This is a genomic window from Halorubrum cibi (assembly GCF_900182635.1).
Classification (GTDB): Archaea; Halobacteriota; Halobacteria; order Halobacteriales; family Haloferacaceae; genus Halorubrum; species Halorubrum cibi.
Window position 1 is genome coordinate 105892 of record NZ_FXTD01000011.1, and the last position, 26001, is coordinate 131892.

The 26001-nt window shown below is 64.9% G+C and carries 23 protein-coding genes, 1 tRNA gene and 2 pseudogenes; 13 read left to right on the top strand and 13 right to left on the bottom strand.

The genetic code is table 11. The annotated features are described in order from the left end of the window. On the top strand, positions 1–1428 hold the full coding sequence (locus tag FN829_RS13855; protein WP_185955770.1) for a DUF5305 domain-containing protein: 1428 nt from the start codon (positions 1–3) through the stop codon (positions 1426–1428). Positions 1429–1456: 28 nt separating this feature from the next. On the opposite strand, the gene FN829_RS13860 is transcribed toward FN829_RS13855, so the two are convergent. After that, the gene (locus FN829_RS13860) at positions 1457–1651 is read right to left on the bottom strand and encodes a heavy-metal-associated domain-containing protein (RefSeq protein WP_142987554.1); all 195 of its coding nucleotides are present in this window, start codon (positions 1649–1651) and stop codon (positions 1457–1459) included. 99 nt (positions 1652–1750) lie between these two features. Here FN829_RS13860 and FN829_RS13865 point away from each other — a divergent pair, with 99 nt between their 5' ends. Both FN829_RS13865 and FN829_RS13870 read left to right on the top strand, forming a co-directional pair. After that, on the top strand, positions 1751–2341 hold the full coding sequence (locus FN829_RS13865; protein ID WP_142987555.1) for a winged helix-turn-helix transcriptional regulator: 591 nt from the start codon (positions 1751–1753) through the stop codon (positions 2339–2341). A 48-nt stretch (positions 2342–2389) separates the two neighbouring features. Beyond that, positions 2390–2462, top strand: a tRNA-Gln gene (locus FN829_RS13870). Positions 2463–2541: 79 nt separating this feature from the next. Here FN829_RS13870 and FN829_RS13875 read toward each other — a convergent pair. From FN829_RS13875 to FN829_RS13885, 3 genes are all read right to left on the bottom strand, one after another. Then, entirely contained in the window at positions 2542–3603 is a 1062-nt protein-coding gene (locus tag FN829_RS13875; protein WP_142987556.1) for a hypothetical protein, read from the bottom strand. Next, on the bottom strand, positions 3600–4076 hold the full coding sequence (locus FN829_RS13880; RefSeq protein ID WP_142987557.1) for a FlaD/FlaE family flagellar protein: 477 nt from the start codon (positions 4074–4076) through the stop codon (positions 3600–3602). Before FN829_RS13880 ends, FN829_RS13875 begins: the two co-directional genes overlap by 4 nt. 84 nt (positions 4077–4160) lie before the next feature. Beyond that, complete coding sequence (locus FN829_RS13885) at positions 4161–4694, bottom strand: zinc ribbon domain-containing protein (RefSeq protein WP_142987558.1); 534 nt, start codon at positions 4692–4694, stop codon at positions 4161–4163. Between the two features lie 94 nt (positions 4695–4788). Between FN829_RS13885 and FN829_RS13890 the strand changes: the two genes are divergently transcribed. After that, the gene (locus tag FN829_RS13890) at positions 4789–5751 is read left to right on the top strand and encodes a pantoate kinase (protein ID WP_142987559.1); all 963 of its coding nucleotides are present in this window, start codon (positions 4789–4791) and stop codon (positions 5749–5751) included. Positions 5752–5777: 26 nt separating this feature from the next. On the opposite strand, the gene FN829_RS13895 is transcribed toward FN829_RS13890, so the two are convergent. The 7 genes from FN829_RS13895 to FN829_RS15990 all read right to left on the bottom strand — a co-directional run bounded on the left by FN829_RS13895 (position 5778) and on the right by FN829_RS15990 (position 13033). Continuing rightward, entirely contained in the window at positions 5778–7415 is a 1638-nt protein-coding gene (locus FN829_RS13895) for a SufS family cysteine desulfurase (protein ID WP_142987560.1), read from the bottom strand. 61 nt (positions 7416–7476) lie between these two features. After that, complete coding sequence (locus FN829_RS13900; protein WP_142987561.1) at positions 7477–8532, bottom strand: dipeptide epimerase; 1056 nt, start codon at positions 8530–8532, stop codon at positions 7477–7479. Continuing rightward, a complete protein-coding gene (locus FN829_RS13905; protein WP_142987562.1) occupies positions 8529–9611 on the bottom strand; it encodes a DUF1611 domain-containing protein in 1083 nt (360 codons plus the stop codon). Before FN829_RS13905 ends, FN829_RS13900 begins: the two co-directional genes overlap by 4 nt. Positions 9612–9700: 89 nt before the next feature. After that, positions 9701–10837 (bottom strand): mandelate racemase/muconate lactonizing enzyme family protein, encoded by a 1137-nt coding sequence (locus FN829_RS13910; RefSeq protein ID WP_142987563.1) that lies wholly within the window; start codon positions 10835–10837, stop codon positions 9701–9703. Next, positions 10834–12429: an N-acyl-D-amino-acid deacylase family protein gene (locus FN829_RS13915; protein ID WP_185955771.1), complete on the bottom strand. Its 1596-nt coding sequence runs from the start codon at positions 12427–12429 to the stop codon at positions 10834–10836. The genes FN829_RS13910 and FN829_RS13915 overlap by 4 nt, the downstream gene beginning before the upstream one ends. A 140-nt stretch (positions 12430–12569) precedes the next feature. Next, a complete protein-coding gene (locus FN829_RS13920; protein ID WP_142987564.1) occupies positions 12570–12842 on the bottom strand; it encodes a hypothetical protein in 273 nt (90 codons plus the stop codon). Continuing rightward, complete coding sequence (locus FN829_RS15990) at positions 12839–13033, bottom strand: hypothetical protein (RefSeq protein WP_185955772.1); 195 nt, start codon at positions 13031–13033, stop codon at positions 12839–12841. Before FN829_RS15990 ends, FN829_RS13920 begins: the two co-directional genes overlap by 4 nt. Positions 13034–13115: 82 nt before the next feature. Between FN829_RS15990 and FN829_RS13925 the strand changes: the two genes are divergently transcribed. The 6 genes from FN829_RS13925 to FN829_RS13950 all read left to right on the top strand — a co-directional run bounded on the left by FN829_RS13925 (position 13116) and on the right by FN829_RS13950 (position 19786). Continuing rightward, positions 13116–13616: a hypothetical protein gene (locus tag FN829_RS13925; RefSeq protein ID WP_142987565.1), complete on the top strand. Its 501-nt coding sequence runs from the start codon at positions 13116–13118 to the stop codon at positions 13614–13616. A 173-nt stretch (positions 13617–13789) separates the two neighbouring features. Beyond that, positions 13790–15544 carry an ABC transporter substrate-binding protein gene (locus FN829_RS13930; protein WP_142987566.1) on the top strand — a complete coding sequence of 585 codons (1755 nt, stop codon included), beginning with the start codon at positions 13790–13792 and terminating at the stop codon, positions 15542–15544. A 54-nt stretch (positions 15545–15598) separates the two neighbouring features. After that, a complete protein-coding gene (locus tag FN829_RS13935) occupies positions 15599–16582 on the top strand; it encodes an ABC transporter permease (protein ID WP_142987567.1) in 984 nt (327 codons plus the stop codon). Between the two features lies 1 nt (position 16583). Then, positions 16584–17531: an ABC transporter permease gene (locus FN829_RS13940; RefSeq protein WP_142987568.1), complete on the top strand. Its 948-nt coding sequence runs from the start codon at positions 16584–16586 to the stop codon at positions 17529–17531. A gap of 1 nt (position 17532) precedes the next feature. Beyond that, entirely contained in the window at positions 17533–18618 is a 1086-nt protein-coding gene (locus FN829_RS13945) for an ABC transporter ATP-binding protein (RefSeq protein ID WP_142987569.1), read from the top strand. Beyond that, positions 18611–19786 (top strand): ABC transporter ATP-binding protein, encoded by a 1176-nt coding sequence (locus FN829_RS13950; protein ID WP_142987570.1) that lies wholly within the window; start codon positions 18611–18613, stop codon positions 19784–19786. The genes FN829_RS13945 and FN829_RS13950 overlap by 8 nt, the downstream gene beginning before the upstream one ends. 104 nt (positions 19787–19890) lie before the next feature. On the opposite strand, the gene FN829_RS13955 is transcribed toward FN829_RS13950, so the two are convergent. Beyond that, the gene (locus tag FN829_RS13955; RefSeq protein WP_142987571.1) at positions 19891–21426 is read right to left on the bottom strand and encodes a M81 family metallopeptidase; all 1536 of its coding nucleotides are present in this window, start codon (positions 21424–21426) and stop codon (positions 19891–19893) included. Positions 21427–21594: 168 nt separating this feature from the next. On the opposite strand from FN829_RS13955, the gene FN829_RS13960 reads away from it, so the two are divergent. After that, positions 21595–23190 carry an N-acyl-D-amino-acid deacylase family protein gene (locus FN829_RS13960; RefSeq protein WP_142987572.1) on the top strand — a complete coding sequence of 532 codons (1596 nt, stop codon included), beginning with the start codon at positions 21595–21597 and terminating at the stop codon, positions 23188–23190. A 24-nt stretch (positions 23191–23214) separates the two neighbouring features. Here FN829_RS13960 and FN829_RS13965 read toward each other — a convergent pair whose 3' ends face one another. Continuing rightward, positions 23215–24354 carry an alanine racemase gene (locus FN829_RS13965; protein ID WP_142987573.1) on the bottom strand — a complete coding sequence of 380 codons (1140 nt, stop codon included), beginning with the start codon at positions 24352–24354 and terminating at the stop codon, positions 23215–23217. Between the two features lie 92 nt (positions 24355–24446). On the opposite strand from FN829_RS13965, the pseudogene FN829_RS13970 reads away from it, so the two are divergent. Continuing rightward, positions 24447–25084, top strand: a pseudogene (locus FN829_RS13970) (IS6 family transposase). Between the two features lie 408 nt (positions 25085–25492). Then, a pseudogene (locus tag FN829_RS16070) lies at positions 25493–26001 on the top strand (IS5/IS1182 family transposase); the annotation flags it as partial.

A 26001-nucleotide genomic window follows, 5' to 3' on the forward strand; every position in this document is an offset into this window, starting at 1 on the left:
ATGAGTACACCCCCCGATCCCGACGACGACCCGACCGCGTTCGATGACGGCGCCGCCGGTTCCGACGAGTCGCGGGTCGGTCCCGGTGGCTCCCGAACCGACCCGGACGAGACCCGGCTACGGCTCAGAGCGTTCCTCGACGCACAGTTCGCCGTTCTCCTCGCCGTCTGTCTCCTCGTCGTCGTGGCTGGCGGCGGTCTCGTCTACACGACGCACGTCGATCCCGGCACGGAGACGCAGACGCGGACCGTCTCCGCGTGGACCGTCGAGACCGAATACGCTCACAGCGCGGAGGTGACCGAACCGAGCCCCGTGTTCTCCATCGGCGACGAACTGACGAACCGGGAGACGTACTTCGCGAGCGTCGCCCCCGAACTCGACGTCGCGGCCGAGACGAGCTACACCGCCGACTCGGCCGAGTCCGTCGACGTGACGCTCGAGTCGGTGTTGGTCGTGCGCAACGTCGGCGGCGAGGAGAGCGGGACGGTCTACTGGGAGCAGCGCGAGCCGATCGACTCGACGACCGCGACCGACGTCGAGCCGGGTGAGACGGTCTCGGTGCCGTTCGCGCTCAACAGCACGGCGATCGACGAGCGGGTCGCGGCGATCGAGGAGGACCTCGGTGCCTCCCCCGGCGAGACGGAGACGTTCGTCCTCACCGACGTCGAGGTGGCGGGCACGCTCAACGGTGAGAACGTCACGTACACGGGGTCGAGTCGGTTCGGGATCAGCCACGAGGGGGCCACCTACACCGTCTCCGATCCGGGCGTTCAGTCCGACGGCGACGAACAGCAGGTCACCGAGACGGTCGAGCGGACCTACGGGCCGCTCCGGGGTATCGGCGGTCCGCTCACCCTGCTCGTCGGGCTTCTCGGCGTCGCCGGGCTGGGATACGCCAGATACGAAGGACTCCTCGGCGTCGACGAGGCGGAGCGGGAGTACCTCTCGTTCCGCGACGACCGCGCGGAGTTCGACGAGTGGATCACTCGGTTCCGGCTTCCGCCGGCGGCACACGACCGCCCGGAGGCGCACGCCGACGGCCTCCGCGACCTGGTCGATTTCGCCATCGACAACGACACCGGCGTCGTCGAGGACCCGAACACGGGGGCGTTCCACGCCGTCTCCGGCGAGTTCGTCTACACGTACCGTCCGCCGCCCGCGCCCGCGTTCGGCGGCGTCGACGACCCGCTCGGTGCGGACGCGCGCGCCTCCGACGGGAGCGAATACGGGGACGGAGATAACGGGTCCGGAGATCGCGAGAACGGGTCCGGAGATCGCGAGAACGGGTCCGGAGATCGCGAGGACGGGTCCGGAGACCCCGAAGACGGGTCCGACGACGCGGGGTTGTTCACGAGTTCACTGTTCGGCGACGGTTCGGACGCGACGGACGGTTCCGAAGTCGACGTCGCCCCGGACGACGAGGAGTGATCGGGGCCCGACGCGTCGGCGAGACGGATCAGATCGTCGGCTCGTAGCCGGCCTCCTCGATCGCCGCCGCGAGGGCGTCGTCGTCGGCGTCGCCCTCGACGCTCGCGGTTCCCGCCTCGTGATCGGCCGAGGCCGATTCCACGCCGGGGACGTCGACGAGCGCGTCGACGACGTTGTCCTCACACCCGCCACACGCCATCCCGCGTATCTCGATCGTTCGCATGGTCCGCCCTTCGTCCCCCACCGATAACTCGCTTTCCCTCGACGGGACTCCGCGGACGCCCGTCACGACGCTTTTGTCCGCCGGGGCGGAACGGGACCCATGCGCACGCTCGACGAGACGGATCGAGAGATCCTCCGGTTGCTGTTGGCGGACGCTCGACGACCCTACAGCGACATCGCCGACCGGGTGGACCTCTCCGCGCCGGCGGTCTCGGACCGGATCGACCGGCTCCGCGAGACCGGCGTGATCGAGGGGTTCACTCTGCGGATCGACGCGGACGAACTCTCCGAGGGATTGGCGACGCTCGTGACCCTTGAAGTCCCTCCCGCGGAGGCCCCGAACGTCTACGAGTCGGTCGCGGGACGAGACCGGGTCGAACACGCCGTTTTGACCGCCGACGGCGACGTGGTCGCGCTCGTTCGAACCGCCAACGGCGACGTCCGCGGGTTCGTCGATCGAGTGGTGGGGTTGGATCGGGTCTCGGGCCTCTCTGTTCGGGTCGTCGACCGTCACGAGTGGTCGCCGGGGCTCGGCGACGCCGACCTCGCCGTCGACTGCGTGGAATGTGACAACACCGTCACCGCCGAGGGCGAGTCCGCCCGGATCGACGGGACGCTGTATCACTTCTGTTGTGGCTCCTGTCGGCGGAACTTCGAGGAGCGCTACGAGCGGCTGGAGGAGGGCGCGTGAGCCCGGGAAAGTAACCTACTTGAGTCCGGCCCGGTTACGTCCGGTCGCAGTCCCGTGGTGTAGTGGCCAATCATAATGGCCTTTGGAGCCATTGACGGCGGTTCGAATCCGCCCGGGACTATTCTTCGAACGAAGGTGACTCAACCGGCACCGCTGAGCGTGCTTTGCGTCGAAAACGCGTCCGGTCGTGGTTTCCGTCTCTATACCAGCCGCTCGGCGATGCGGGCCGCGCCCTCCGCGGCGGCGGTCGCGGGGTCGTCGGGAGCGACGACCTCGACGTCGCGGTCGAGCTCGGCCGAGAGCCGCTTCTCGAACTCCTCGACTAACCCGGGGATACACGCCATCCCGCCGGTGACGGCGATCGGGCGGCCCAACGCGAGCTGGTAGGGCTTCATGTGGTCGTTCGCGAGCTCGGGGAGGAACTCGTTGGCGACGACGTCGACCGCGTCGTCGACGTAGCGGTCGACGGGGTCGCGGACGCCGCGGTCGACGGTGAACTCGTGGCTGCCGCCGCCGGGCTGTTGGACCACGTCGGTGAACGGCTCGAAGTCGTACACGTCGGCGTGCTCTTCCTTGTACTCGCGGGCGGTGGTCCGGTCGATGTGGACCCGGCCCTGGCTCTCCTCCTCGACGGCGGCGACGATCCAGCGGTCGACCTCGTTGCCCGTGACCGAGCCGGTCGAGAACGGCGAGAGCTGCTCGCCGCGGCGGTACGCACAGGCCTCGAGGGTCGTCGAGCCCATGTTGACCGAGACGAACACCTCGTCGATCGCGTCGAGCCCGTCGCCGTAGGCGGGGATCGCCCCGCACAGCGACTCGGGGAAGCTCCGGACCGCCGCCTCGCCGACGCTCGATCCCTCGATGACGGCCTCGAGGTTCTCGACGCCCGCCTCGTTGTCGATGGTCGGCACCGCGTAGACGACCGCGCTGTCCGCGGGGACGTCGTGGGCGTCCACGACCGCCTCGAAGAACGCCTCGGCGTCGGCGACGCCGTCGTCGTTCTCGGGGAGTCCCGACCGGAGCATGAAGCGCACCGAGTCGGGGTACTCCACCGCGGCGTCGTGGCCGTACAGCGCCTTCTCTTCGCCCGTGATGGCGTCCTCGTAGGTCGCCAGACAGGTGAGCGTCGAGTGTCGCTCGCGCTCGCCGCGCTCGTCGGGGAGGTCGAGCACCGTCCGGGTGCTGCCGAGTTTCACCCCGACCGGGGTCGGGGCGTCCTGCTCGTCGAAGTCCGTCGTGTCCGTGGAGTCTGCGTCGCTCATTGTTCACTCGCACACGAGACGATCCGGACGACAGAGACGAGGCTGATCCGATGGTCGGCGGGGGAGAAGGGCCGGTCGCGTCGGGGCGCGTCGAAGCCGGCGAGCCGGCGTTCCAACGCGTCCGCGACCGCCGAGGCGATCCACCCGAGTTCGGCGTAGTACGACAGCGCGTCGCGGCTCCGCAGGTGACCGCCGACGTCGACGAGGTAGCCGAGCCAGTCGGCGATCTCCCGCTCCGCTTCAGGCACGCTCGGAACGGATCGCAGGTAGGGGCGCTCCCCGTCGGCGACCCGCCGCAGTCCGCGTTGCCGCTGGAGGACCTCCCGGAACGCGGCCGAGCGAGCCGCCTGCTCGGCCCGGTTCCGGTTCGGTCGACGAAGCGGCCGCTCCCGAGGCGCTTCGTCGGCACCCGCCCGCGTTCCCGCGAGCCAGCGCAGTTCCCGCACGTCGTATCTCCGTGGGTTCAGGCTCATTGTCCGTCCGTCGTTCGCGTCCGTACCCGAACGGTTCCCGTCAACGTATATGAGCGTTCGTGCGCAGTTATCGGAGTTGAGAAACTACTCCGCGGTCGCCCACGGCAGCGGCTCCGTACACCAGTGGCAGAAGTCGAGTTCGGCGTCGGTCTCGCGTCCGCAGTGGGGACACTCGACGGCAGTCGGCTCGGGATCGGTCTCGTCTCCGGTCGGTTCGGCGACGGTCCCGGCGGCGGCGTCGTCTCCGAGGGCGACGTTCCCGCCGCCGTCCTCGCTCTCCTCGGCCGCGTGCCGCCGGATCGCCGCCGCAGCCGCGGCGGTCCGATCGGTCTCCGCGGCCTCCGAGCGCGCGACGAGGAACGCGTCCACCGCCGAGAGGCCGACCAGGACCGAGACCGGCAGGGCGACGCTCGCCGGCACCGCGGCCGCGACGTCCGCGAGCGACCCGCTCGGATCGATCGGTCCCACCTCGGAGAGGCTGTACAGCGCGAGCGCCCCGCCGAGGATCGTCACGTGCCACACGATCGCTCGACCGAACCGCCCCAGAAACGCGTGTCCCAGGCCGGGGACGAACGTCGCCAGGAGGGCGGCGACCGGTCCGCGGAGACGGCGTCGCATGCCGATCGCTTCTCGCGGCCGCTACTTACCCGCTGTGGTGTCGGACCGCCACGGATAACAACGGTTAATCGGGCGCTTCGCGTGCGAGGATCACATGAACGGGAAGCGGGCGACCGCGTTCGTCCCCGGCCACGTCACCGCCTTCTTCAGCGCACACCCGGCCGAGGACCCGGCCGCCGCGGGCTCGCGCGGTGCCGGACTCACCCTCTCCGACGGGGTCGACGTGACGGTCGAACCGACCGACGATATCGGGGCGTTCGCCGCCGGCGGCGCGTCCGCCACCGACGCGTCCGCCGCCGGCGACGGCCCGGCCGCGGTCGGCGACGACGCGATCGCACCGATCACGCTCGACGGCGAACCGGCCTCGATCGGCGCGGTCGCGGACGTGCTCGCCGCGCTCGACGTTCGGGCGCGGGTCGAACTCGAGACGGACCTCCCGATCGGGGCGGGATTCGGCGTCTCGGGGGCGGCGGCGCTGGGGACCGCCTTCGCCGCCAACGCCGTCGCGGATCGAGGTCGCTCCGAGAACGATCTCGTCCGTATCGCCCACGCGGCCGAGGTCGAACGCGGAACCGGGCTCGGCGACGTGGTCGCGCAGGCCCGAGGCGGGATCCCGATCCGACTGGAACCGGGCGCGCCGGGTCACGGGGAGCTCGACGGGGTCCCCGCGCACGCCCGCGTCGAGTACGTCACCTTCGGCGAGCTGTCGACCGAGGAGGTGCTCGCCGGCGACACCGACGCGCTCACTGAAGCCGGCGAGCGGGCGCTCTCGCGACTCCGAGCGGACCCGCGGCTTCCCACCCTGATGGACGCCTCACGCGAGTTCGCGGAGCGGGCGGACCTCCTCGTCCCCGAGGTCGCCGAGGCGATCGAGGCGGCGGACCGTGCCGGCGACGCGGAGGGCGGCGACGCCGAGCGCGAGGGCGGCTCCGCGGCGATGGCGATGCTCGGCCGCACCGTCTTCGCGCTCGGAACCGGCCTCTCCGACGCCGGCTACGACCCCGCGGTCTGTCACACCCACCCCGCGGGCGCGCGGCTGGTGGACGGGGAGCGCTGACCGTCGGGACCGACCCGCTCCGCCGGTCAGTCCGTCCGGGCGGTCGCCGGACGCCGCGCGTCGAGGTGGTCGCGGGCCGCCTCGGCTATCACCTCGCCGGGGCCGCGGACGCAGTCGCGGCGCAGGTCCGGGTAGCGGCCCTCGACGAGTCCCTCGACGATCTCCTCGGCCTCGAGCGCGCGCTCGATCGGCTCGCCACGGAGCGCCTCCGAGACCATGCTCGCGACCGCGGTGCTCACGGCACAGCTCTCGCTCTCGAAGCCGATGTCCGCGACGGTCCCGTCGTCGTCGATCTCGACGAAGAACTCGCCGTCGTCGCCACAGGAGGTCTCGGCCGAGTGCTTCGTGAACGTCGGGTCGGCGATCGCGCCCGCGTTCCGCGGCGCGTGGTAGTGGTCCGCGAAGCGGTCGTGAAAGCGGTCCGACGCGACGAGGTCGTCGCGGCGCTCCCGGGCGTTCTCCAGCGCGTCGATCAGGGCGTCGACCTCGCGCTCCGTGTTGTAGACGTAAAACGAGGCCCGAACGGAGCCAGGGACGTCGAGGCGGTCGTGGAGCGGCTGCGTACAGTGGTCGCCGGCGCGGACGGCGATCCCGCGGTCGTTCAACACGGAGGAGAGGTCGTGGCCGTGAACGCCGTCGACGTTGAAGGCGACGAGCCCGGAACGCTCCTCGCCGCGCGGGACGCCGTAGACCGCCACGTCGTCACGTTCCTTCAGCCGCCGCATCGCGTACTGGGCGAGGTCGTTCTCGTGGGCGGCGACGGTCTCCATCCCGATGTCGTCGAGGTAGTCGGCGGCGGCCGCGAGCGCGATCCCCTCGGCTATCGGGGGCGTCCCGGCCTCGAACTTCCAAGGCGGTCGGTTCCACGTCGATCCCTCGAAGGTGACGTGGCGGATCATCTCGCCGCCGTAGAGGAACGGCTCCATCTCCTCGAGGAGGTGCCGCTTCCCGTAGAGCACGCCGATCCCGGTCGGCCCGGCCATCTTGTGGCCCGAGAAGCCGAGGAAGTCGGCATCGAGCGCCTCCACGTCGACCGGGCGGTTCGGCACCGACTGCGCCCCGTCGACGAAGACGAGCGCGCCGTGATCGTGTGCGAGGTCGGCGAGTTCGGCGACAGGGTTCAGCGTACCGAGGACGTTCGAGACGTGCGCCACCGACAGCATACGAGTGTCGTCGTCGATCAACTCGGCGGCGTGCTCCATGTCGAGGTGGCCCTCCTCGTCGACGCGGACGTACCGGATCTCCGCGCCGGTTCGGCGGGCGACCTGCTGCCAGGTGACGAGCGAGGCGTGGTGTTCCATCTCGGTGACGACCACGTTGTCTCCGGGTTCGAACTCCTCCATGCCGAAGCCGTAGGCCACGAGGTTCACCGCTTCCGTGGCGTTCTTGGTGAACACGATCTCCTCGAGCCCGCCGCTCGCGCCGACGAACTCGGCGATCCGCTCGTGTGCCTCCTCGTAGGCGACCGACGCCTCGTGGCTCAGCCCGTGTATCCCGCGGTGGACGTTGGCGTTGTACTCCTCGTAGTACTCGCGGAACACGTCGTACACCTGGGTCGGCGTCTGCGTCGTCGCGGCGTTGTCGAGGTAGACGAGCGGCTCGTCGTCGATCTCCCGGTCCAGTATCGGGAAGTCGTCTCGGATGCGTGCGGGGTCGGATGCCATACCGACAACAGATACCTGTCGTACAATAAGTTTCGGGGAGCGAGGGGGTGGCTGCCGTCGGTTACCGATCGGGAGTTACGCCGTGTCCCGGGCCGTCGATGTCGTGTATCGGACCCTCATCGCTATCGACGACGTCCTCCGCCAACAGTCGATTTCCGTCGAGATCGACGTACGAGAACGCTCCCAGTCCGGCAACGACGTGGGCGCTGGTGTGGATGCCGATCGAACTCTCCAACATACAGCCGACCATCAGATCGAGGTCCGCACCGTTCGCGATGGCGGCGATCTCCGCGACTGCGAGCGGGCCGGACTTCCCTAGCTTGACGTTGATGATGTCTGCTGCCTCCTCCCGGACGACTCGGACCGCGTCCTGGGGTGTAAAGACGGTTTCATCGGCTGCGATGGGGACGTCGATGCGACGACGTGCGTCCGCGAGGCCCGCGAAGTCGCTTGCCGGAACCGGCTGTTCGATCAGCTCGAGGTGTATCCCACATTGAATGACGCGATCCGCGAACAGTGCCGTTTCCTTTGGACTCCACCCCTGGTTGGCGTCGACCTTCAGCGCGGCGTCCGGCGCGGCCTCCCGTATCGCAGTCACTCGGTCGATGTCCGCGTCGAGATCGGTTCCCGTCTTGATCTTCAGGTGTTCGTATCCCTGATCGACTGCCTCCTTGGCTCGTCTCTTGGCGGCCGCCGGCTCGACGATGGGGATCGTCATGTCCGTCTCGACGGGAGAGGGCGTGCCGCCGAACAACTCCGAGAGCGCGATATCCCGCTCACGGCAGAATGCGTCGAGAATGGCCGTTTCGACCGCGAACGTCGCCGAAACGGCTCCGGGAAACGTGTTCCGCAGATCCGTCACGACGCTTCGGTACTCGCCGACGGGACGATCCTCGACGACGTCCGCAGCGGCACGTGCCGTTGCGACCGCCGCCTCGCGCGTCTCGCCGGTCACCGGTGGAAGTGGAGAACCCTCTCCGTACCCCCTCACCCCTTCTTCGGTCTCGACCGTGACGAGCACGTTCGAGGCCTCGTGTTGAATGCCGAGCGAGATCTCGAACGGCTCGGAGAGGGGGAGATCGAGCGGTTCCACGGCGAGGTCGACGATTCTACTCACGCCCCACCTCCCGTCGTTCCGGTCGAAGCCTCCGGTTCCAGGGCGTCCCGAACCGCGCCGAGGAGCTCCTTCGCACCGCCCTCGTCGTAGACGTTCGCGACCGGGTACTCGTGACGGTCGCGCTCCGTTTCGGGATCCCCCCAGGTCGAGACTCCGGCGATGGTGGCGTCAGAGAGAGTTTCGACGAGGTCTGCCTCTTTCTCGACTCCATCGATTCGAAACCGATCGAAGTGTGTCCGTCGGATTCGATCTGGGTCGTCGGCGAGGACGACCGCGTCAGGCCACGCTCCGTGTAGGACCCCGAGCGTGACGCTGGAGTACGCACGATGGGTGAGCGACGCTTGGCCCTCGACGAAGACGAGGTCGTGCTCCGCTCCCACCGACTTCACCATGTCCTCGACGACGCCGCCCGTGAAGTCGGCAGGGACGCGGTCGACCACGACCCCTTCGTGTGCGCCGACCATGATGCCGGTCTGTCCGGTGGCGACCCAGCCGGCGTCGAGGCCCGCTTCGCTGGCCGCCTGATAGAGTTCGAACGTCGTCGTGCGCTTGCCGACCGCACAGTCGGTTCCGAGCGTGAGAACCACGTCGGCATCGATGTCGTCGACCGATCCGTCCCCGACGCGGAGTGTATCCTCTCCAGGGGGTTTCCGTACGTCGAGGATGCGGGCGTCGTGCTCGTCGGCCAGCCTCGACCAGTATTCGTCGTCACCGAGGAAATAGTGGAGTCCGCTCACGACGTCACAGCCGGCACGAAGGGCGTCTTCGATGTCTCCGACCCACGCGTCCGGGAGTTGTCCACCCGCCGGCGCGACGCCGATGGCGAGTGCTTCGGCTTCCGGAGCTATGTCGAGAGCGTCCTCCACACATTCCACGATCGGGACGTCGGGTGCGTCGCGTTTCTCGAGGACTTCGGCCGGGGTCTGCCCCGCAGTCCCCGAATCGACTACCGCACGGACGTCGAACACCTCGCTGTGTGTGACGATCCCGTTTGCCGTCTTGCCGCCTTTGCTCCCGAACTCCCCCTCCGCGAGTACGATGGTGGGAACCGGGATGTCGAACGTGTCTCGAAGATTCATCGGATACGGGATCGTTCTCCCGTTCAAGCAAAACCCTACAACCTTCCATGATGGGTCCTCGATGGCCCTGGGTTCAGGTCGGGTGGGGTTCAATCGGTCCGGTACCGTTCGACCGCCGAATCATCCAACGTCACTCCGAGGCCCGGATCGCTCGGGACCGTGAAGCGGCCTCCCGAGGCGTCCCACGCAGCCGGATTCTCGATGAGCGTCGACGCCGCGTGGACGTTCAGGGCACCGGATGGATAGGGGATCGCCGGCGACGACGCTGCGAAATGGGCGTTGGCGGCCATCCCGACCCCGAGTTCGAGCATCGTTCCCATGAAACAGGGGAGTCCATACGCGCTCGCGACCGTCGCGACGTCGTGCGCACGCGAGAGCCCGCCGGTTTTCGCGAGCTTGATGTTGACGATGTCACAGGCATCCCTTCCCGCGAGATCGGCCACGTCCGACGGGGAAAAACAAGCCTCGTCGGCCAATACCGGCACCCCCGTCGACTCCCGTACCCGCCGGAGCCCTGCGACGTCGTCGTAGGGTACCGGCTGTTCGATCAGGACGAGCCCGCCGGCAGCCTCGTCGAGGATGGGGACGCGACGCACCGCCTCCGCAGCCGACCACCCCTGGTTGGCGTCGACGCGGATCCCCGCGTCGGGCACCGCGTCGGCGATCGCCGCGATCGCCTTCCGTTCGGCCTCGAAGTCCCGTCCCCCAACCTTCACCTTGAACGCCGTGAACCCCTCCTCGCGCCCCTCGACCGCGAGCTTGCGGACCTCCTCCGGCGGACGGATGCCGATGGAGTAGTGGAGAGGGATCGTGGGATCGTCGTCGGGTGCGCCGCCGAGCAGATCGTACACCGGGAGGTCGCGTAGCTTCCCTAACGCGTCGTACAGCGCGATGTCAACGCCGCTGATCGGGAACGGCTCTCCTGAGAGCGTCCGTTCCGCCCGATCGACAAGCCGCGGGATGCGGTGGAGCGGCTCCCCCTCGAGAAGCGGCGCGAGACGGTCTTCGATCAAGTCCACGACCGCGCGCTGTGTCAGTCCGTGTGGCCACGTCGATAGCGGCGCGACCTCACCGACACCTGTGACGCCGGCGTCGATCTCGACACGGACGAGGACGTGATCGTACGAATCCTGCCCGCCGGTCGCGACAGAGAGGCTCGTCTCGTAGGAAGTCTCCACCGGCACCGACACCGGGATCGTCTCGACGGCAGTGATCGTGGCACTCATGCGCCGATCACGTCTCCGGGCCGCGCGCCGGTGTGGTCGCCGTCGCGGACGACGAACTCCCCGTTGACGAGGACGTGTTCCACGCCGGCGGGGTACGCGGCGGGATCGAGGAAGTCCCCGGTCTGCTCGACGGTCTCGGGGTCGAACACCGTCAGGTCGGCGCGGGCGTCCCGCTTCACCACGCCGCGGTCGTCGAGCCCCAGCCGCGAGGCGGGCATGCCCGTCATCTTGTGGACGGCGCGCTCGAGCGGGATCACTCCCTCCTCACGGACGTAGTGGCCGAGCACGCGGGGGAACGTCCCGTAGTTGCGCGGGTGTGGGACGCCCTCCCCGAGTGGGCCAGACTGGCAGAGCGAGGAGCCGTCGCTACCGACCATGGTGAGATCGTGGCGCATCACCGTTCGGATGTCGGTCTCGTCCATGCCGAAGTTGACGTGCATGGTCCGGTTCCTGTCCTCGAGGACGACGTCGAGGAGGATCTCGGCGGGTTGGCGTTCCTCGCCGTCCTGGGATGCGAGTTCGGCGATCGTCTTCCCCTCACACGTCTTCAGGTCGGGGTTCTGGACCCCCGTTACGAGGATACCGTCCCAGTCACTCGTGCGGTCGGCCTTCAGGTCGTCACGGATCCGGGCTCGGGTCTCGGGGTCACGAAGCCGCTCAAGGAGCGCGTCGTCACCCCCGTCGTGGGCCCAGTTGGGGAGGAGCGCCCCGAGGCTCGTCGAGGACGCGACGTACGGGTACTGGTCACACTGGACGTCGATCCCCTCCCGCTGGCGAACGAGCTCCATCCGGCGGAGGGTGGCCCTGACCTTGCCCCAGTTGTCGGGTCCGATGGCCTTGTGGTGGGACACCTGTACCGGGACCTCCGCCCGGCGGCCGATCTCGATCGTCTCCTCGACGCTCTCGATGAGGTCGTCGCTCTCGGAGCGCATGTGGGTGGCGTAGAAGCCCCCGTGGTTTGCCGCGACCTCGGCGAGTTCGACGACCTCGTCGACGTCCGCGTAACATCCAGGCGGGTAGAAGAGGCCGGTGGAGAGTCCGACCGCGCCGTCCGCCATCGCCTCGGCGACGAGGTCGCACATCTCGTCGAGCTCGTCGGGCGAGGGGGCGCGGTCCTCGTGGCCGACGACGGCCGCGCGGACGTTCCCGTGGCCGACGAGCGACCCGACGTTGAGCGAGAGCCCGTCCGCCGCGAGGTACTCGAGGTAGTCGGCCATCGAGTCCCACTCGCCGGGGTCGACGGCGTCCCCGAGTCCGTTGCTCTCGAACCAGTCGTCGACGGAGCGGGCGGCCGCCCCGTATCTCGGGGCTGCGCTCGTCCCGCAGTTCCCGACGATCTCGAGCGTCACGCCCTGTCGGACTTTGCTGTGGGCGTCACGGTTCGCCGGGAGCGTGAAGTCGGAGTGGGTGTGGACGTCGATGAATCCAGGCGCAACGACGTCGCCGTCGAGGTCCACCTCGGTGTCCCCTTCACCCTCGACCGTCCCGACCGCGGTGATTCGACCGTCGGCGACGGCAACGTCCCCGCGGTACCACGGCGAGCCGGTCCCGTCCACGATCCGCCCGTTTCGAAACACATATTCATAGCTCATCAGGTGAACTCTCGGGGACCGATGGGTAAAGTGTGCCACCGTCCAAGTACGGGTACGGACGCTCCGAAACCGGCGAGTTCGAGCCGAGACGGATCCCCGGCAATTCGTGCTGCGGGGTCGGGGGGGTAGATCGAATTCCTCTACGAGAGCAGTCCGACGTACGTCGCGACGATCGAGTAGAGGAGCGTGACGACGAGGAACGCCGTCTCGTTGACGTCGAGCGTGAAGTACACGAGGGCAAATACGGGATACGGAGCGACCAGAAGGAACGTCTCGAGCACGTACCACTGCTGTGGCGTGACGTCGAGGTGGTTCCGGATCCGGTCACGGGGAAGGGGATCACGCAACTCGGTTGGAGGCTTGATATCCTCGGATTCGGACGCATCCCCGTCTCCGGGATCGCTCCGAGTCACGTTCCACCCTCGTCGTCGCTTCTGGAGGAAACGCCGGAACGGACGCCGCCCGGTTCGACGGCCCGTTGACGGGTCCTGAGACCTCTTGTGGGAGAAAACTCCCGATCGATCGTGATCTCGGCGGACCGGTTCGAATCCGTCGTCGACCGCGGCAAGACGCCACTACGTGGGTTCGTGACACGGAAGCTCATGGTCCGAGATGTCGGGTTGAGACGGGTAAACTCTTCGCACGAAAGCGTACATTGAAAGGCGTACATCAATAGCGATGGGCGTATGGGACTACGGGACATACTCGACGCTGCCAAAACGGTCGGGGATCGCGACGAGGTCCGTCAGTCGACGTTCCGCGAGGAGTTCGAGGCGTACGAGGCCGGCGAGACGGAGTCGTTTCCTCGAACACGGGAGGCCATCGCCGACGAACGCGCGGCGCTCGAGGAACTGGCCGAGGAACTCGACGCCGAGGAGGGGAACATCGATCAGCTGATCGAACGAACCGAGTTCTTCACCGTGGATCAGGCGGTCCGCCACCGGGAGCAGACGATCAAAAAGCTGGAAGCACACAACGAACACCTCCGAGAATTCTACGACACGATGACCACCGCGCTCGATAGGATCGAGACGAACCTCTCGGAACTGGAGTCGAGTGATCCGGGATCGATCGAACAGGACCCACAGCCACCGTTTAAGCGTGCTCGCAACGCCTTGGACGACCACAACGAGGCGGTCGAGGACCTGAGTACCAATCTCACTATCCTGAACGCGTATCTCCCGTAAGTGACCCAACCGTCGAGTTGTAAAAAGAACTCTCACGAGCGATCCGAGCCGGATGTGCTAGGACTATTTTTGTACGCTCGTAGGGTGATGTGTTCGAAAAACTCGGAATCGACTCGGCACCCTCCATAGTTTGGTGGTGACTATAACCCCGGAAGTTAGCATTGAGCTTGTGTATGACTACCAACCGACGTAGTTTCATGCGGAAGATGGGTGCCGCCGGGGCGGCCATCGGTAGTGTGACCATCGCTGGGTGTTCAGGAGAGCAAACCACCACGACCGACGGAGGCGGCGGATCGGGTGGCGGTGACGGATCCGATGCCCGGGTGGTGGAGGAGGACCTCCCCGAGGAGCGGATGATGGACGACGTGATCCACCTGGCGTACACCGAACAGTACAATCCCGGGCGCTACCAGGCGAACCGGCTCGTCGACCAACGTCTCACCGACGAGATGGGGATCCCGACGGTGACGGATCCGGTGGAGGCGACCGTGGTCAGCTCCCGCGAGCAGGCGGGCGAGTACGACATGGTCACCTACCGGTGGACCGCGAACAACGGCGAGCCGGACAGCATCATCGTCACGCGGTTCGCGTCGGACGGGTCCGAGAACTGGACGGGGTTCTCCAGCGAGGAGTACGACGAGATCGCCTACGAGCAGCGACAGGAGACGGACCGGGAGGCCAGACAGGAACTCGTTCGCCAGGCACAGGACATCATCGGCGAGCAGCGTCCCGAGAACCAGTTCCTGTTCAACGAGTACTACTACGCGTTCCGAAGCGACCGGTTCGAGGAGGACTCGGTCGTCGTGACGGACACGGGGCTGCGCAACATCTGGAACTACACCCAGATCGAGCCAAAAAACGAGGAGGGGAACACCATCGTCACCAACAACTGGGACCCCTCCGACCAGCTCAACCCCCTCAACGCCAACGCCATCGGTCCGAGTCGGAACTGGGTTCCCACGCGGTTCATGCACGACATGCTCATCCGGACGGGGCCGGAGCTCGAGGCCCAGCCGTGGGCGGCGACGGAGTGGGAGTGGGAGGACGACACCACGGTCACCTTCCAGCTCCGGGAGGGGATGACGTTCCACGACGGGGAGCCGGTCACCGCCAGCGACGTCGTCTGGACCTACCAGATGATGTTGGATAAGGAGCCGCCGGCGTACCTCAACAACGTCGTTCAGGTCGTCGACAGCGTCGAGCAGGACGGCGACTACACGGTGACGTTCACCCTCGAGGAGCCGTACGTTCCGTTCATCAAGACCACCGCGGGGATCGTCCCGATCCTCCCCGAACACTACTGGACACAGCTGATGGAGGAGACGGGAACCACGGAACAGCCCTGGCGGATCTCGATCACCGACGACAGACCCGTCGTCGGCTCCGGACCGTTCCAGTGGGGAACGTGGGACCAGGGGTCGCGGTTCGAGATGCCGTCGTTCGACGACCACTTCATGGCGCCGAACATCGACATGCGGGTCCAGCGGCCGCTGTCGACCACCGACGCCGAGTACGAGGCGTTGCTCAACGGCGACTACGACCTGCTCGACTTCTGGTTCGGCGACACCGAACAGCTCGCGGGGGCCGTTGAGGAGAACGACTTCCTGAGCTCCGTCGAGACGCTCGGAACCGGGCGACAGTCGGCGTGGGTCAACTGCCAGCGCCCACCGTTCGACCACGTACCGATGCGCCAGGCGTTCAACGCGGTGGTCAACGACTCACAGCAGACCATCATCAACGAGGCGTTCGACGGCTTCGGACAGGAGGCACACACGTTCATCAACCCCTCGCTGTCGTTCTGGCACAACGAGGACACGACGTTCTTCGACGGCGGGATCGAGGGAGCGACGACGATCCTCGCGGACGCCGGTTACGTGTGGGACAGTGACGGGAACATCCACTACCCGGAAGGAATGACCGGGAAGTGACGTCGTCGATCCGACGACGACCATCAGATCCGCTATTAATCCTCCCCATTACACATGGTTAACAAACGATACATCGCTCGACGGCTCGCGTTGATGGTGCTCTCGATCTTCGTCGTCATCACGATCCTGTTTTTCCTCTTCAGGCAGGTTCCTGGCGGTCCGATGTCGGCGTTCACGAACCCCCGGATGAGCCAGGCGGCACGACAGGCCATCATCGAACAGTACGGGTTGAACGATCCCCTCTGGCGGCAGTACCTTCGGTACATGGTGAACGTGGTCCAGCTCGACTTCGGCCAGTCGTTCTACTACGGAAGCTCGGTGTCGTCGCTCATCTTCGACCGATTCGTGAACACGATGAGCCTGATGCTGACGGCGTTCGTCATCTCGTACACCGTCGGCACGTATCTCGGCGCACAGCTCGGATGGCTCCGGGGCACGACGAAGGAACGTGCCGGGATGGTGGTCGTGCTGTTCGTCCGCTCGATGCCGGTATTCTGGACAGGGATGGTCGTTCTCTACGTGTTCTCGTTCCAGCTGGGTCTCTTCCCGATCGGTGGGATGCGGGGCACGGGCGCGAGTTACACCACGATGGCGGAGAAGTTCCTCAGCACGGACTTCCTGTATCACGTGGCATTGCCGGTGTTCACGCTGTGTACGTACTACACGGGACTGCCGCTGTTGTTGATGCGGAACAACCTCCTAGAGGTCCTCTCCGAGAGTTATATCGACACGGCGCGTGCCAAGGGACTCACCAGTCGACGGGTCCTGTTCGTCCACGCGGCACGCAACGCCATCCTTCCGGTGGTGACGGCGTTCGCGATCGCGATCGGCTTCGCGGTGGGCGGGCAGGTGTTGATCGAGACCGTCTACTCGTGGCCCGGACTGGGTCGCGAGATGGTTCAGGCGTCGCTTCGAAGTGATTACCCCGTCGCACAGGCCGCGTTCGCTCTGCTGTCGGTGATCGTCATCACGATGAACTTCGTCGCGGACATCGCGTATACGTACCTCGATCCGCGGGTCAGTCTGGGTGAAAGCTAACATGAGCGAAGAAACGGATACGGGCGGAAGGGCCGTGGTCGACTCGACGAGAACCAAGCAGGGATGGCGTCGGTTCCTCCAGAACCTCAAGCGATCGAGCCGTGAACAAGCGCAGCTGTTCGTTCAATCCCGAATGGCGGTGGCGGGACTCCTGATCATCCTCTTCTATCTCGTGCTCGCGGTGATCTCGCCGTACATCATCCCGTATGGTCCGTACGAGCGGATATACATGCTCGACGGCTCATGGGCATCGCTCCAACCGCCGTCGCTCGCACATCCGCTCGGAACGACGGACTCGGGATACGACGTACTCTCACAGTTGCTTTTGGGATCGCGTATCGCGATGTTCGTCGGCATATTGGGTGCGTTCATGGTGGCCGTGATCGGGACGACCGTCGGCATCGTTGCCGGCTACTACGGCGGCTGGATCGACGAGGTCGTGATGCGGCTCGTGGACATTCTCTACGGGCTTCCGTTCATTCCATTCGTCATCGTGCTGGCGACGGTGTTCGGCGCGAGCGTCTGGAACATCATCTTCGGCGTCGCCCTGTTGTACTGGCTCTCGACCGCCCGGGTGATCCGGTCGGAGGTGTTGACCGTCCGGGAGCGTCCGTATGTCGAGGCAGCTGAGGCCGCTGGTGCCTCAGACTTCCGCATCATGACGGTCCACATCCTTCCGAACGTTATCCCGCTGTCGGCGCTGTACGCCGCCATCGCGGTGGGGTACTCCATCGTCGCGCAGGCGAGCGTGGCGTTCCTCGGGTTCGGCGACCCGTCCGTCCCCTCGTGGGGCGTGATGCTCCAACGGGCGTTCGTGACCCAATCGTTCGGGCAGGCCTGGTGGTGGACGATCCCACCGGGGCTCTCGATCACGCTAGTCGTGATGGGCGCGTACCTCGTCGGTCGCGGATACGAAGAAGTCGTCAACCCGCAGCTACAGGAAAAATAAGATGAAACAAGCAACAGCAACCTTCGACTTCGACGACGACGCACCGTTACTGGCCGTCGAGGACGCCGTCGTGACCTACTCGACGAGCGGCGGCGACCTCACCGCAGTCGACGAGATCAGCTTCTCGGTCGACGAGAACGAGATCTTCGGTCTGGTCGGGGAATCCGGCTGTGGAAAGAGTACGGTCGCACAGGCGATACTGAGCCTGCTTCCGAGCAACGGCCGCGTTTCCTCCGGCTCCATTCGATTCCGCGGGGTCGAATTGACTGAACTGTCGAAACGCGAACTCGATTCGCTCCGCTGGGAGCATTTCTCGCTCATCAGTCAGGGCGCGATGAACGCGCTCAATCCGGTTCACCGGATATCCAACCAGATCGTCGAAGCGATCCAGGCCCATCGGGATGTCTCCACCGACGAGGCGCGCGAGCGAGTGGCGGAGTTGTTCGAGGTGGTGGGGCTCGATCCGGATCGCATGGATGACTACCCACACCAGTTCTCCGGCGGGATGAAACAGCGGGCGTACATCGCGATGTCGCTGGCGCTTGATCCTGACCTCATTATCGCCGACGAGCCGACCACGGCGCTCGACGTCATCGTTCAAGACCAGATCCTCAAGCGGTTAAAAGAACTGCGCGACGACCTCGGAATCTCCGTCATCATCATTTCCCACGACATCAGCGTCATTGCGGAGACCTGTAATCGTCTCGGCGTGATGTATTCGGGGAAGCTAATGGAGTACGGCAACCTCAAGGAGATCTTTGACAATCCGTACAACCCGTATACACTGGGATTACAGAACGCCTTCCCCACGCTTCGCGGCGACCAGTCGGATCTCATCAGCATCCCGGGAAGCCCGCCGGACATCGCAGACCTGCCCGACGGCTGTCGGTTCATGGATCGGTGCCCCTTCGCCACCAGCGAGTGCGGGACCGATCACCCGCCACTGGAGACGGTCGGCGAGGACCACGCGTCGGCGTGTTACCATCACGACTCGATCGAACGGATGCGCGAGGAGTCGAAGGACCGGGAGACGTGGAGCCGGACGGGAACCGACGCCGCCACCTCCGGAGGTGTCGGCGATGACTGAGGAGTCGTCCACCGCCGACGGTGACGACCCCGAGTACATCATGGAGTGTGAGGGGTTGAAGAAGTACTTCAATACCGAACAGGGACTCCTGGGCGGGCTGTTCGGCGGACAGGAACAGGTCCGCGCAGTCGACGGGATCGATCTCCGGATCGAGAAGGGAGAGATCGTCGGCCTCGCGGGCGAATCGGGCTGTGGAAAGACGACGGCCGGCAAGACGCTCATCCGTCTGCTCGACTCGACGGCGGGAACCATCCGGTTCCGCGGCCGTGACGTGACTGACATCACTGGATCGGAACTTCAGCAGTTCCGTCGGGACGTCCAGATCATCTTCCAGGACCCCTTCGAGAGCCTGAACCCGCGGATGACGGTGTACGACGCGGTGGTCGAACCGCTGAAGATCCACGGGATCGGCGACGGGGAGGAGCGGTACGAACGGGTCGTCCAGGCGCTCGAGCGGGCGGAGCTCACGCCGCCGGAGACGTGGTTCGAGAGCTATCCACATCAGCTCTCCGGCGGCGAGCGCCAACGGGTCGCTATCGCTCGCGCGCTCGTGCTCGAACCCGACTTCCTGCTGGCCGACGAGCCGGTGTCGATGCTGGACGTCTCGATCCGTGCCGGCGTCCTCGGCCTGCTCCAGCGGCTGAACGAGGAGCTCGACCTGACGATCCTCTTCATCAGCCACGACCTCTCGTTGCTCCGACAGGTGTGTGACCGGATCGGGATCATGTACCTGGGACGGATCATCGAATCCGGAGAGACGGAGCGGATAATCAGTAACCCGGTTCATCCCTACGCCAAGGCGTTGATCGGGGCCGCTCCCGAACCCGATCCGTTCCGGGAACGCGAGCACGTCGAGATCCGAGGGTCGATCCCCGATCCGATCGACCTGCCGAGCGGTTGTCGGTTCAAGGGTCGATGTCCGGAGCGGGAGGCGATCTGTGACCACGTGGACCCCGGCCTCCGACCGATCGAGGTCGAGGGCGAACCCGGCTCGAAGCGCGAGGTCGCCTGTCACGCCTACTACGAGGACGACGACGCCACGGCCTATGAGTCGGAACTCCGATCGATGGACTCGGTTCCGGATGACGTGAAAGAGGAGCCGCACCGAGCGGTCCCTCTCGAGGAAACGCAGGACTCCGATCCCGAATCGGACGTCACGGCTTACTGAGGTGAGTCGATCCGGGACCACCCCACGGGGCGGTCCTCCTTTGACCGGCGATCCGCCCGAATCGTCACCATCGGATCGTCGGACGTGGTTACCGGCGGGTCACTTCATTCCCAGTCGGGATAGGACCCGTCGTCCATCTCGTCGAGCGGGAACTGTGGCCGGCGGATCCGGTCGAATTCGTACTTCCGCGGGTCCATCGGGACCTGTCCGATGCTGTTGATCGGGATGACCTCGCTCGACATCGGCTCGTAATCCGCCCGGAAGTGGTTGGTGCTCTTGACGGTCAACACGTCGAGCCGCTCGGGCTGGATCCCCACATGTCGCCAGATCTCGGCATCCAACGGCTGCATGCGGTTCTCGGTGACGATCACGGATACGCCGTCGTCCCGGCCGCACTGGAGATGGACCCCCGTACCGAGGTGGTTCTCGCTCCCGGTACCCATCGGTCCGGTGTTGTGGAACTCCCCGTCGGTGATCGTCTTCACATAGCCGTCAAGGTCCGCGATCGGGTCGCCGTGTTTGTCGTCGGTCTTCCCCCCGAGATCGACGGTCACCCGTTCTCCGACGCCCGCCTCGACGCAGGCGTCGACTACTTCCGGATCGCGAATGATGGCGAATCCGGCGTTCGTCAGCCCCTGATCGATCATCTCCCGGAGAACGGTGGTTCCGTCCGCGGCCCCGCCGCCGCCGGGGTTGTCGCCGACGTCGGCCATCACGACCGGACCGGCGTCCTCACCGAGCCCGTCGAGGAGCCGCTGCGCCTCCGCGACCGCTTCGGCGGGTTCGGGATAATCGCCGACGAAGTCCTCCCGACGCTCCCAGACGTGTGCGGCCAGTTCGCGGGATATCTCGCGGGCGAGATCGAGGTCGTCGTCGGTCACGACGGGGATCGAAAACCCCATCGACGGGACGTCCGCCTGATGGAAGCCGGGGAACACGTTCACCTTCACCACCCCGTCGCGCTCCTCGTACTCCCGCGCGAGCTCCATCACCTCGGCCATCGGCCCCTCACGCGTGTTCTGTTTGGGACCGAAGGGGAGGACCGGCGGGCGTTCGATGGCCATCGTCGGATCGATCTCGCCACGCATCGTTCCCGTGAGGTACCGCATCGCGCGGCGGCCGGTGTCGCCCATGTCTGTGTGTGGATACTCCTCGTAGGCGACCAGGACGTCCGCCTCCTCCACGAGCTGGTCGGTGTTGTTGCCGTGGAGGTCGAGAGTCACGGCGATCGGGACGTCGGGACCGACCCGTTCGCGGACCGCGGCCACCAGCGGCCCCTCGCCGTCGTCCATCCCCTCCGGAACCATCGCCCCGTGAAGACAGAGACAGATCCCGTCCAGTTCGTCGGCGTGTTCTTCGACGCCGTCCAGGATCTGCCCGGTGTAGAAGTCGTAGGCGTCCGACGCGACGACGCCGCTGGGCGTCGCCGACGCGGACACGGTGTACCGGAGATCGACTCCTTCCTTCTCCGCGACCTCCATTGCGCCCCCCTCACAGGTGTTGGTTCCTCCCATCCGTTCGGAGATCTCTTCCCCGAAGTACTCCCGACGCTCCTGGAACAACGACCGACCGGTTCTCCCGCTCGCGAACGTGTTCGTCTCGTGAGCGAAACCACCGAGCAAAACTGTCTCGTTTGACATGTCCCTTCCTCCCGACTACTCCCGATTAAAGCCGGGACCTATCATGGTCAGGGGTGTGTCATCGATGCCGGACCGGCCGACACCCGTGGATGTGAGGTAGTGGTGTTAGGTGTCCTACTCTCCGTGCGTCCGTATGGCCATGCCTGTTCGAACCGGGAGGGTAGATCGATGACGAACGACGTACTTCTCGAGAACGCTCGGGTCGTCGACGGGACGGGCGCACCGTGGTTCCGCGGTACCCTGACTATCGACGATGGTCGAATAACGGACGTGATCCGTGGAGACGTCGACGTCGCGGCGAATCAGTCCATCGATCTGGAGGGAAAGGTGGTGTGTCCGGGGTTCATCGATACGCATTCACATTCGGACCTGGAACTGTTCGAGGATCCGACGCTCACACCCAAACTCAGACAGGGGATCACCACCGAGATACTGGGTCAGGACGGGTTCTCGATGGCCCCGATGTATCGCGACGGCGGTGCCGACCAGTGGGCACGGCACCTCTCGGGACTCGCCGGTGACGTCGACATCGAGTGGACTTGGGGAAGCATCATCGATTACCTCGACGCCGTCGAAGAGAACGGCATCGCGCCCAACGTGGCCACACTCGTGGGGCACGGAACCGTTCGGTTCGACGTGCTCGGGATGGCCGACCGCGCCCCCACCGACGACGAACTCGAGGAGATGGCGTCGCTCGTCGCTGATGCGCTCGAAGACGGGGCGGTCGGCTTCTCGACCGGTCTCGTGTACTCGCCACAGGTGAACGCATCGACGGAGGAGACGCAGCGTCTCGCCGCCGAACTCGAGCCGTACGGGCGGCCGTTCGTCGCACACATCCGGAGCGAGGGACGGTGGATCTGGGAGGCGCTCGACGAGTTCGTCGACATCGGTGCCCACGAGAACGTTCCGCTTCACCTCTCACACTTCAAGGTCTCCGGCACCGAACAACACGGAAAGGCCGAACGAGCGACGGAACTCGTCGAGACTGCCCGTGAACGGGGCGTCGATATCACGGCCGAGCAGTACCCCTACACGGCCGGAAACACCCTCCTTTCCGCGGTTCTCCCGCCGTGGGTTCACGCGGAAGGACCCGACCACGTACTCGATGTCCTTCGAAACGAGACGGCCAGAGAACGGATCCGCCGCGACATCGAGGAGTGGCGAATCGACAGCTGGGAGAACCAAGGCGCTCGCTCCGGGTGGGAGAATATCGTCGTCCGCAATCTCGACACCGAGGCATGGCATGAATACGAGGGCGAGTCCGTCGCCGACATCGCCTCGGACCGTGATCAGAATCCCGTCTTCACCGTCTGTGATATCCTCCTCGACGAGGAACTGTCACCGGCCATGATCCTCCACACGGTCACCGAGTCCGACGTGCGCGACATCATGGTGAACGAACGGGTCGGCATCGCCACCGACGGGCTGTTCGGCGCGTATCCACATCCCCGAACATACGGGACTTATCCCCGCGTTCTGGGAACGTACGTCCGTGAGGAGAACCACCTCTCCTTGGAAGAGGCCGTCAGGAAGATGACGTCACTGCCAGCGCGTGCGATGGGGCTCGACCGGAAGGGTGTTCTCCGGCCGGGAATGGATGCCGACCTGGTCGTGTTCGATCCGGTCACCGTGGAGAATCGGGCGACGTTCGAGAACCCGCGACGGTTCCCGACCGGGATTCCTCACGTCATGGTCGACGGCACCTTCGTCGTCCGGGATGGCGAGGTGACTGACGCACGACCGGGGACCACGATCAGGAAATAGCTGGGTTCGTCGTCGATGGTTACATTATTTCACTTTTCCACGTGCTTGAACGGGCCAGAATTCCTCGACACGGCCGTCCCGCACGCCGATGATCATGTCGTGGAGATTGACAGTCGTACAGACGTGGGGAACAATGAACTCGATTCGATCCCCGACCGCGAGTGACCCATCGACGTCGGCGGTGTCGAGCCAGCCGTGCTCCTCGGACGCGTTCACGTATTCGATGTCGTCACGGTATCTGGGCACGGGCAGTTGCGACGTGTCCATCGAGAGCGTTTTGCTCCCGGCGTCGACGACCGCACGGTCCTCGCTAGGGGTGGATATCACGCTCGAGACGACGGTCGCCGCGCAGTCGGTCCGATCGACTTCGAACGGTCGATGTTCGAGTTCACCCACGTCCATAAACGGATACATTCCCGGATTGATCTCGGTGACGACCGGATGTCGTCCACTGTATCTCGAGGTGGCCGTCCCGCCCACTTTCACTTCCGGGACGGAGATACCCTCGGATTCCAGCAGGTCAACCGTCTCCTGTACACGATCCATTGCCTCCGCACAGTACGTCTCGTACTCCGCTTGCGTCTCAGCTTCGGATTTGACGTGGGCCTCGTAGGCGAGAAGCCCTTGGAAGTTCAGATTCGGCTGCTCGCGCACGAACCGTGCCGTCTCCAGCGCAGGTTCGCCCGGTGCGACGCCCGTGCGGTGTAATCCGACGTCAACCTCCAGGATCACATCGATGTCCTCACCCCGCTCCGCCGCGGCCTCCTGGAGCGGTTCGACGTTTCCTGGCCCGTCGACGGTCGTGGCGAATCGATCGAGTTTCTCGGACAACCATACGAGCCGCTCGAGTTTCCGTCGGCCGACGGCCATATACGAGAGATAGATGTCGTCAATGCCGTTCCTCGCCATGACTTCGACCTCACTGAGGGTCTGACAGACGATCCCGCTGTCACCTCCATACTCGCTCTGTCGCTTGGCGAGTTCGGCGTTCTTGTGTGTCTTGACGTGCGAACGGAGTCGGACGTCGTTCGCCTCCGCGAACGAGACGTACTCCCGGACGTTCGCTTCCATCGTGTCGAGGTTGACCAACAGCGCCGGCGTCTCGATCTCGTCTTTCGACGTCCCTGGAGCTGGTCGCGTCTCCGCGGTCGTCGGGGTGGGCATGGGCGAAATACAAAAAACGACGACAAAAGTCTTGCCGCCGGCCTGGCAGTCGCGTTAAGTTAGAGGGTGAGGCGCTCGACTTCAGAGTGTCTATGACCGAAACCGAGCGCCTCAGCGAACGTATCGCGTGGATTGACTTGTCGTTTGTGGAGCGAGATCGGACGACGCGCTGGGCGATTGAAGTAGGGATCCGCTGTCATTTGGCCGGTATGTCACTGCGGGAGGTAAGGAAGCATCTCGAAAGGTTTGGGATCGATTGGAGTCACGTCACTATCCATAACTGGGTTCATAAAACCGATCTACAGCCGATCTCGACCGTCTCAGAGGATCAACTCGCGGTTGACGAAAAGATGATCCGCCTCCACGGCCAGAAGTTCTGGCTGTACGGCGCGGTTGATCCGTTTACGAACGAAATCCTTCACGTGAGTCTCTATCCGACCACAAATAAACAGACGACGCGATGGTTTCTAACCGAGCTACACCGGCGCTATCAGCTCGATACCGTGGCATTTCTCGTCGATGACGCAGACTATCTCGGATCCGTTCTCGCTGAAGACGGCTATCGATTTCAAGTCATTCGTCATAGAAATCGGAATGCTATCAAACGTGTCTTTGGGAAATAGAACGACGAACATCATCGTTTGAGAATAGTTTCAGCAATGTCGCGATTGAGACAGCTCAAAATTGGCTCGAAGCCGTCGCAGTCTACCACAATTCACGCCAAAGTTAACGCGACCGGCCTGGCGGCGTTTTCGTTGGAGATACCTTATAAAATAGGCATCCACGATCTTTCTTCATCAGGAGGTGGTCGTCTGTATACTCTCGAAACGGTTGTCTACACCATTAATTCAGATACACAAGACAATATACAAAAATTTTGAGGTAGACATCCATATTAATATTATATACCCATGTAATGTTCTATTTTTCATCTATTTCGATCGATTTTTCAAATAGTCTGGAATATTGGAACTCGATGTGGAATACACTGTTATACATCCAAAACCTTGCGATCTACTATTATTCTTGGTAGTATCCATATAATTCGGTTATGACCGACGAAACTGCTCTGTTGAATCCGCAGAAGGCAGCAGGATAGCATCGCTCTGAAGGTGGAAGCGAAGCGGAAGAGTCGAATGTGTCCAAACTCCTCTTCCGCTTCGTTAAGCAAGCCGCGTCGCTGGCTCAAAAGCACTGTGCCGCCAGTCCAACGGCGGTGAGTGATCCGACTGGCCACGGATTTCCCGGCTGGAAGCATGTCACGCTCCACTTTTTACGGGTTCACATGGATGCGACGTACCGCGAGATCGTTGATTGGGCGAGTGAGATGGATCGCGTTCGTGGTCTGTTACAGCTGTCGCGGACGGCATTTCCCGCACCCTCAACGCTGTACCGGTCGTTTGAGAGGGTGCCCATGTCGGTGTGGCGCGGTTTCCTTCGGGAGTCCGCGACCATCTGCGATCCGGGCTCGCACGGTGCCATCGATGCCACATTCTTCGACCGCGAAACGGCATCGAAACACTACCAACACCGCTCGGATCGCCACATACGCACGCTCAAAACGACGGCGCTCGTCGATACAGACTCGTGTGCCATCCTCGATCTTCACTGCTCGGCACACTGGCCTCACGACACGCAAACTGGCCG

Bases quoted from the DNA above. Each gene is read 5' to 3' on its own strand.
- FN829_RS13855 (WP_185955770.1), top strand. From the start codon at position 1: ATGAGTACACCCCCCGATCCCGACGACGACCCGACCGCGTTCGATGAC.
- FN829_RS13860 (WP_142987554.1), bottom strand. From the start codon at position 1,651: ATGCGAACGATCGAGATACGCGGGATGGCGTGTGGCGGGTGTGAGGAC.
- FN829_RS13865 (WP_142987555.1), top strand. From the start codon at position 1,751: ATGCGCACGCTCGACGAGACGGATCGAGAGATCCTCCGGTTGCTGTTG.
- FN829_RS13875 (WP_142987556.1), bottom strand. From the start codon at position 3,603: ATGAGCGACGCAGACTCCACGGACACGACGGACTTCGACGAGCAGGAC.
- FN829_RS13880 (WP_142987557.1), bottom strand. From the start codon at position 4,076: ATGAGCCTGAACCCACGGAGATACGACGTGCGGGAACTGCGCTGGCTC.
- FN829_RS13885 (WP_142987558.1), bottom strand. From the start codon at position 4,694: ATGCGACGCCGTCTCCGCGGACCGGTCGCCGCCCTCCTGGCGACGTTC.
- FN829_RS13890 (WP_142987559.1), top strand. From the start codon at position 4,789: ATGAACGGGAAGCGGGCGACCGCGTTCGTCCCCGGCCACGTCACCGCC.
- FN829_RS13895 (WP_142987560.1), bottom strand. From the start codon at position 7,415: ATGGCATCCGACCCCGCACGCATCCGAGACGACTTCCCGATACTGGAC.
- FN829_RS13905 (WP_142987562.1), bottom strand. From the start codon at position 9,611: ATGAATCTTCGAGACACGTTCGACATCCCGGTTCCCACCATCGTACTC.
- FN829_RS13910 (WP_142987563.1), bottom strand. From the start codon at position 10,837: ATGAGTGCCACGATCACTGCCGTCGAGACGATCCCGGTGTCGGTGCCG.
- FN829_RS13915 (WP_185955771.1), bottom strand. From the start codon at position 12,429: ATGAGCTATGAATATGTGTTTCGAAACGGGCGGATCGTGGACGGGACC.
- FN829_RS15990 (WP_185955772.1), bottom strand. From the start codon at position 13,033: ATGAGCTTCCGTGTCACGAACCCACGTAGTGGCGTCTTGCCGCGGTCG.
- FN829_RS13925 (WP_142987565.1), top strand. From the start codon at position 13,116: ATGGGACTACGGGACATACTCGACGCTGCCAAAACGGTCGGGGATCGC.
- FN829_RS13930 (WP_142987566.1), top strand. From the start codon at position 13,790: ATGACTACCAACCGACGTAGTTTCATGCGGAAGATGGGTGCCGCCGGG.
- FN829_RS13935 (WP_142987567.1), top strand. From the start codon at position 15,599: ATGGTTAACAAACGATACATCGCTCGACGGCTCGCGTTGATGGTGCTC.
- FN829_RS13940 (WP_142987568.1), top strand. From the start codon at position 16,584: ATGAGCGAAGAAACGGATACGGGCGGAAGGGCCGTGGTCGACTCGACG.
- FN829_RS13945 (WP_142987569.1), top strand. From the start codon at position 17,533: ATGAAACAAGCAACAGCAACCTTCGACTTCGACGACGACGCACCGTTA.
- FN829_RS13950 (WP_142987570.1), top strand. From the start codon at position 18,611: ATGACTGAGGAGTCGTCCACCGCCGACGGTGACGACCCCGAGTACATC.
- FN829_RS13955 (WP_142987571.1), bottom strand. From the start codon at position 21,426: ATGTCAAACGAGACAGTTTTGCTCGGTGGTTTCGCTCACGAGACGAAC.
- FN829_RS13960 (WP_142987572.1), top strand. From the start codon at position 21,595: ATGACGAACGACGTACTTCTCGAGAACGCTCGGGTCGTCGACGGGACG.
- FN829_RS13965 (WP_142987573.1), bottom strand. From the start codon at position 24,354: ATGCCCACCCCGACGACCGCGGAGACGCGACCAGCTCCAGGGACGTCG.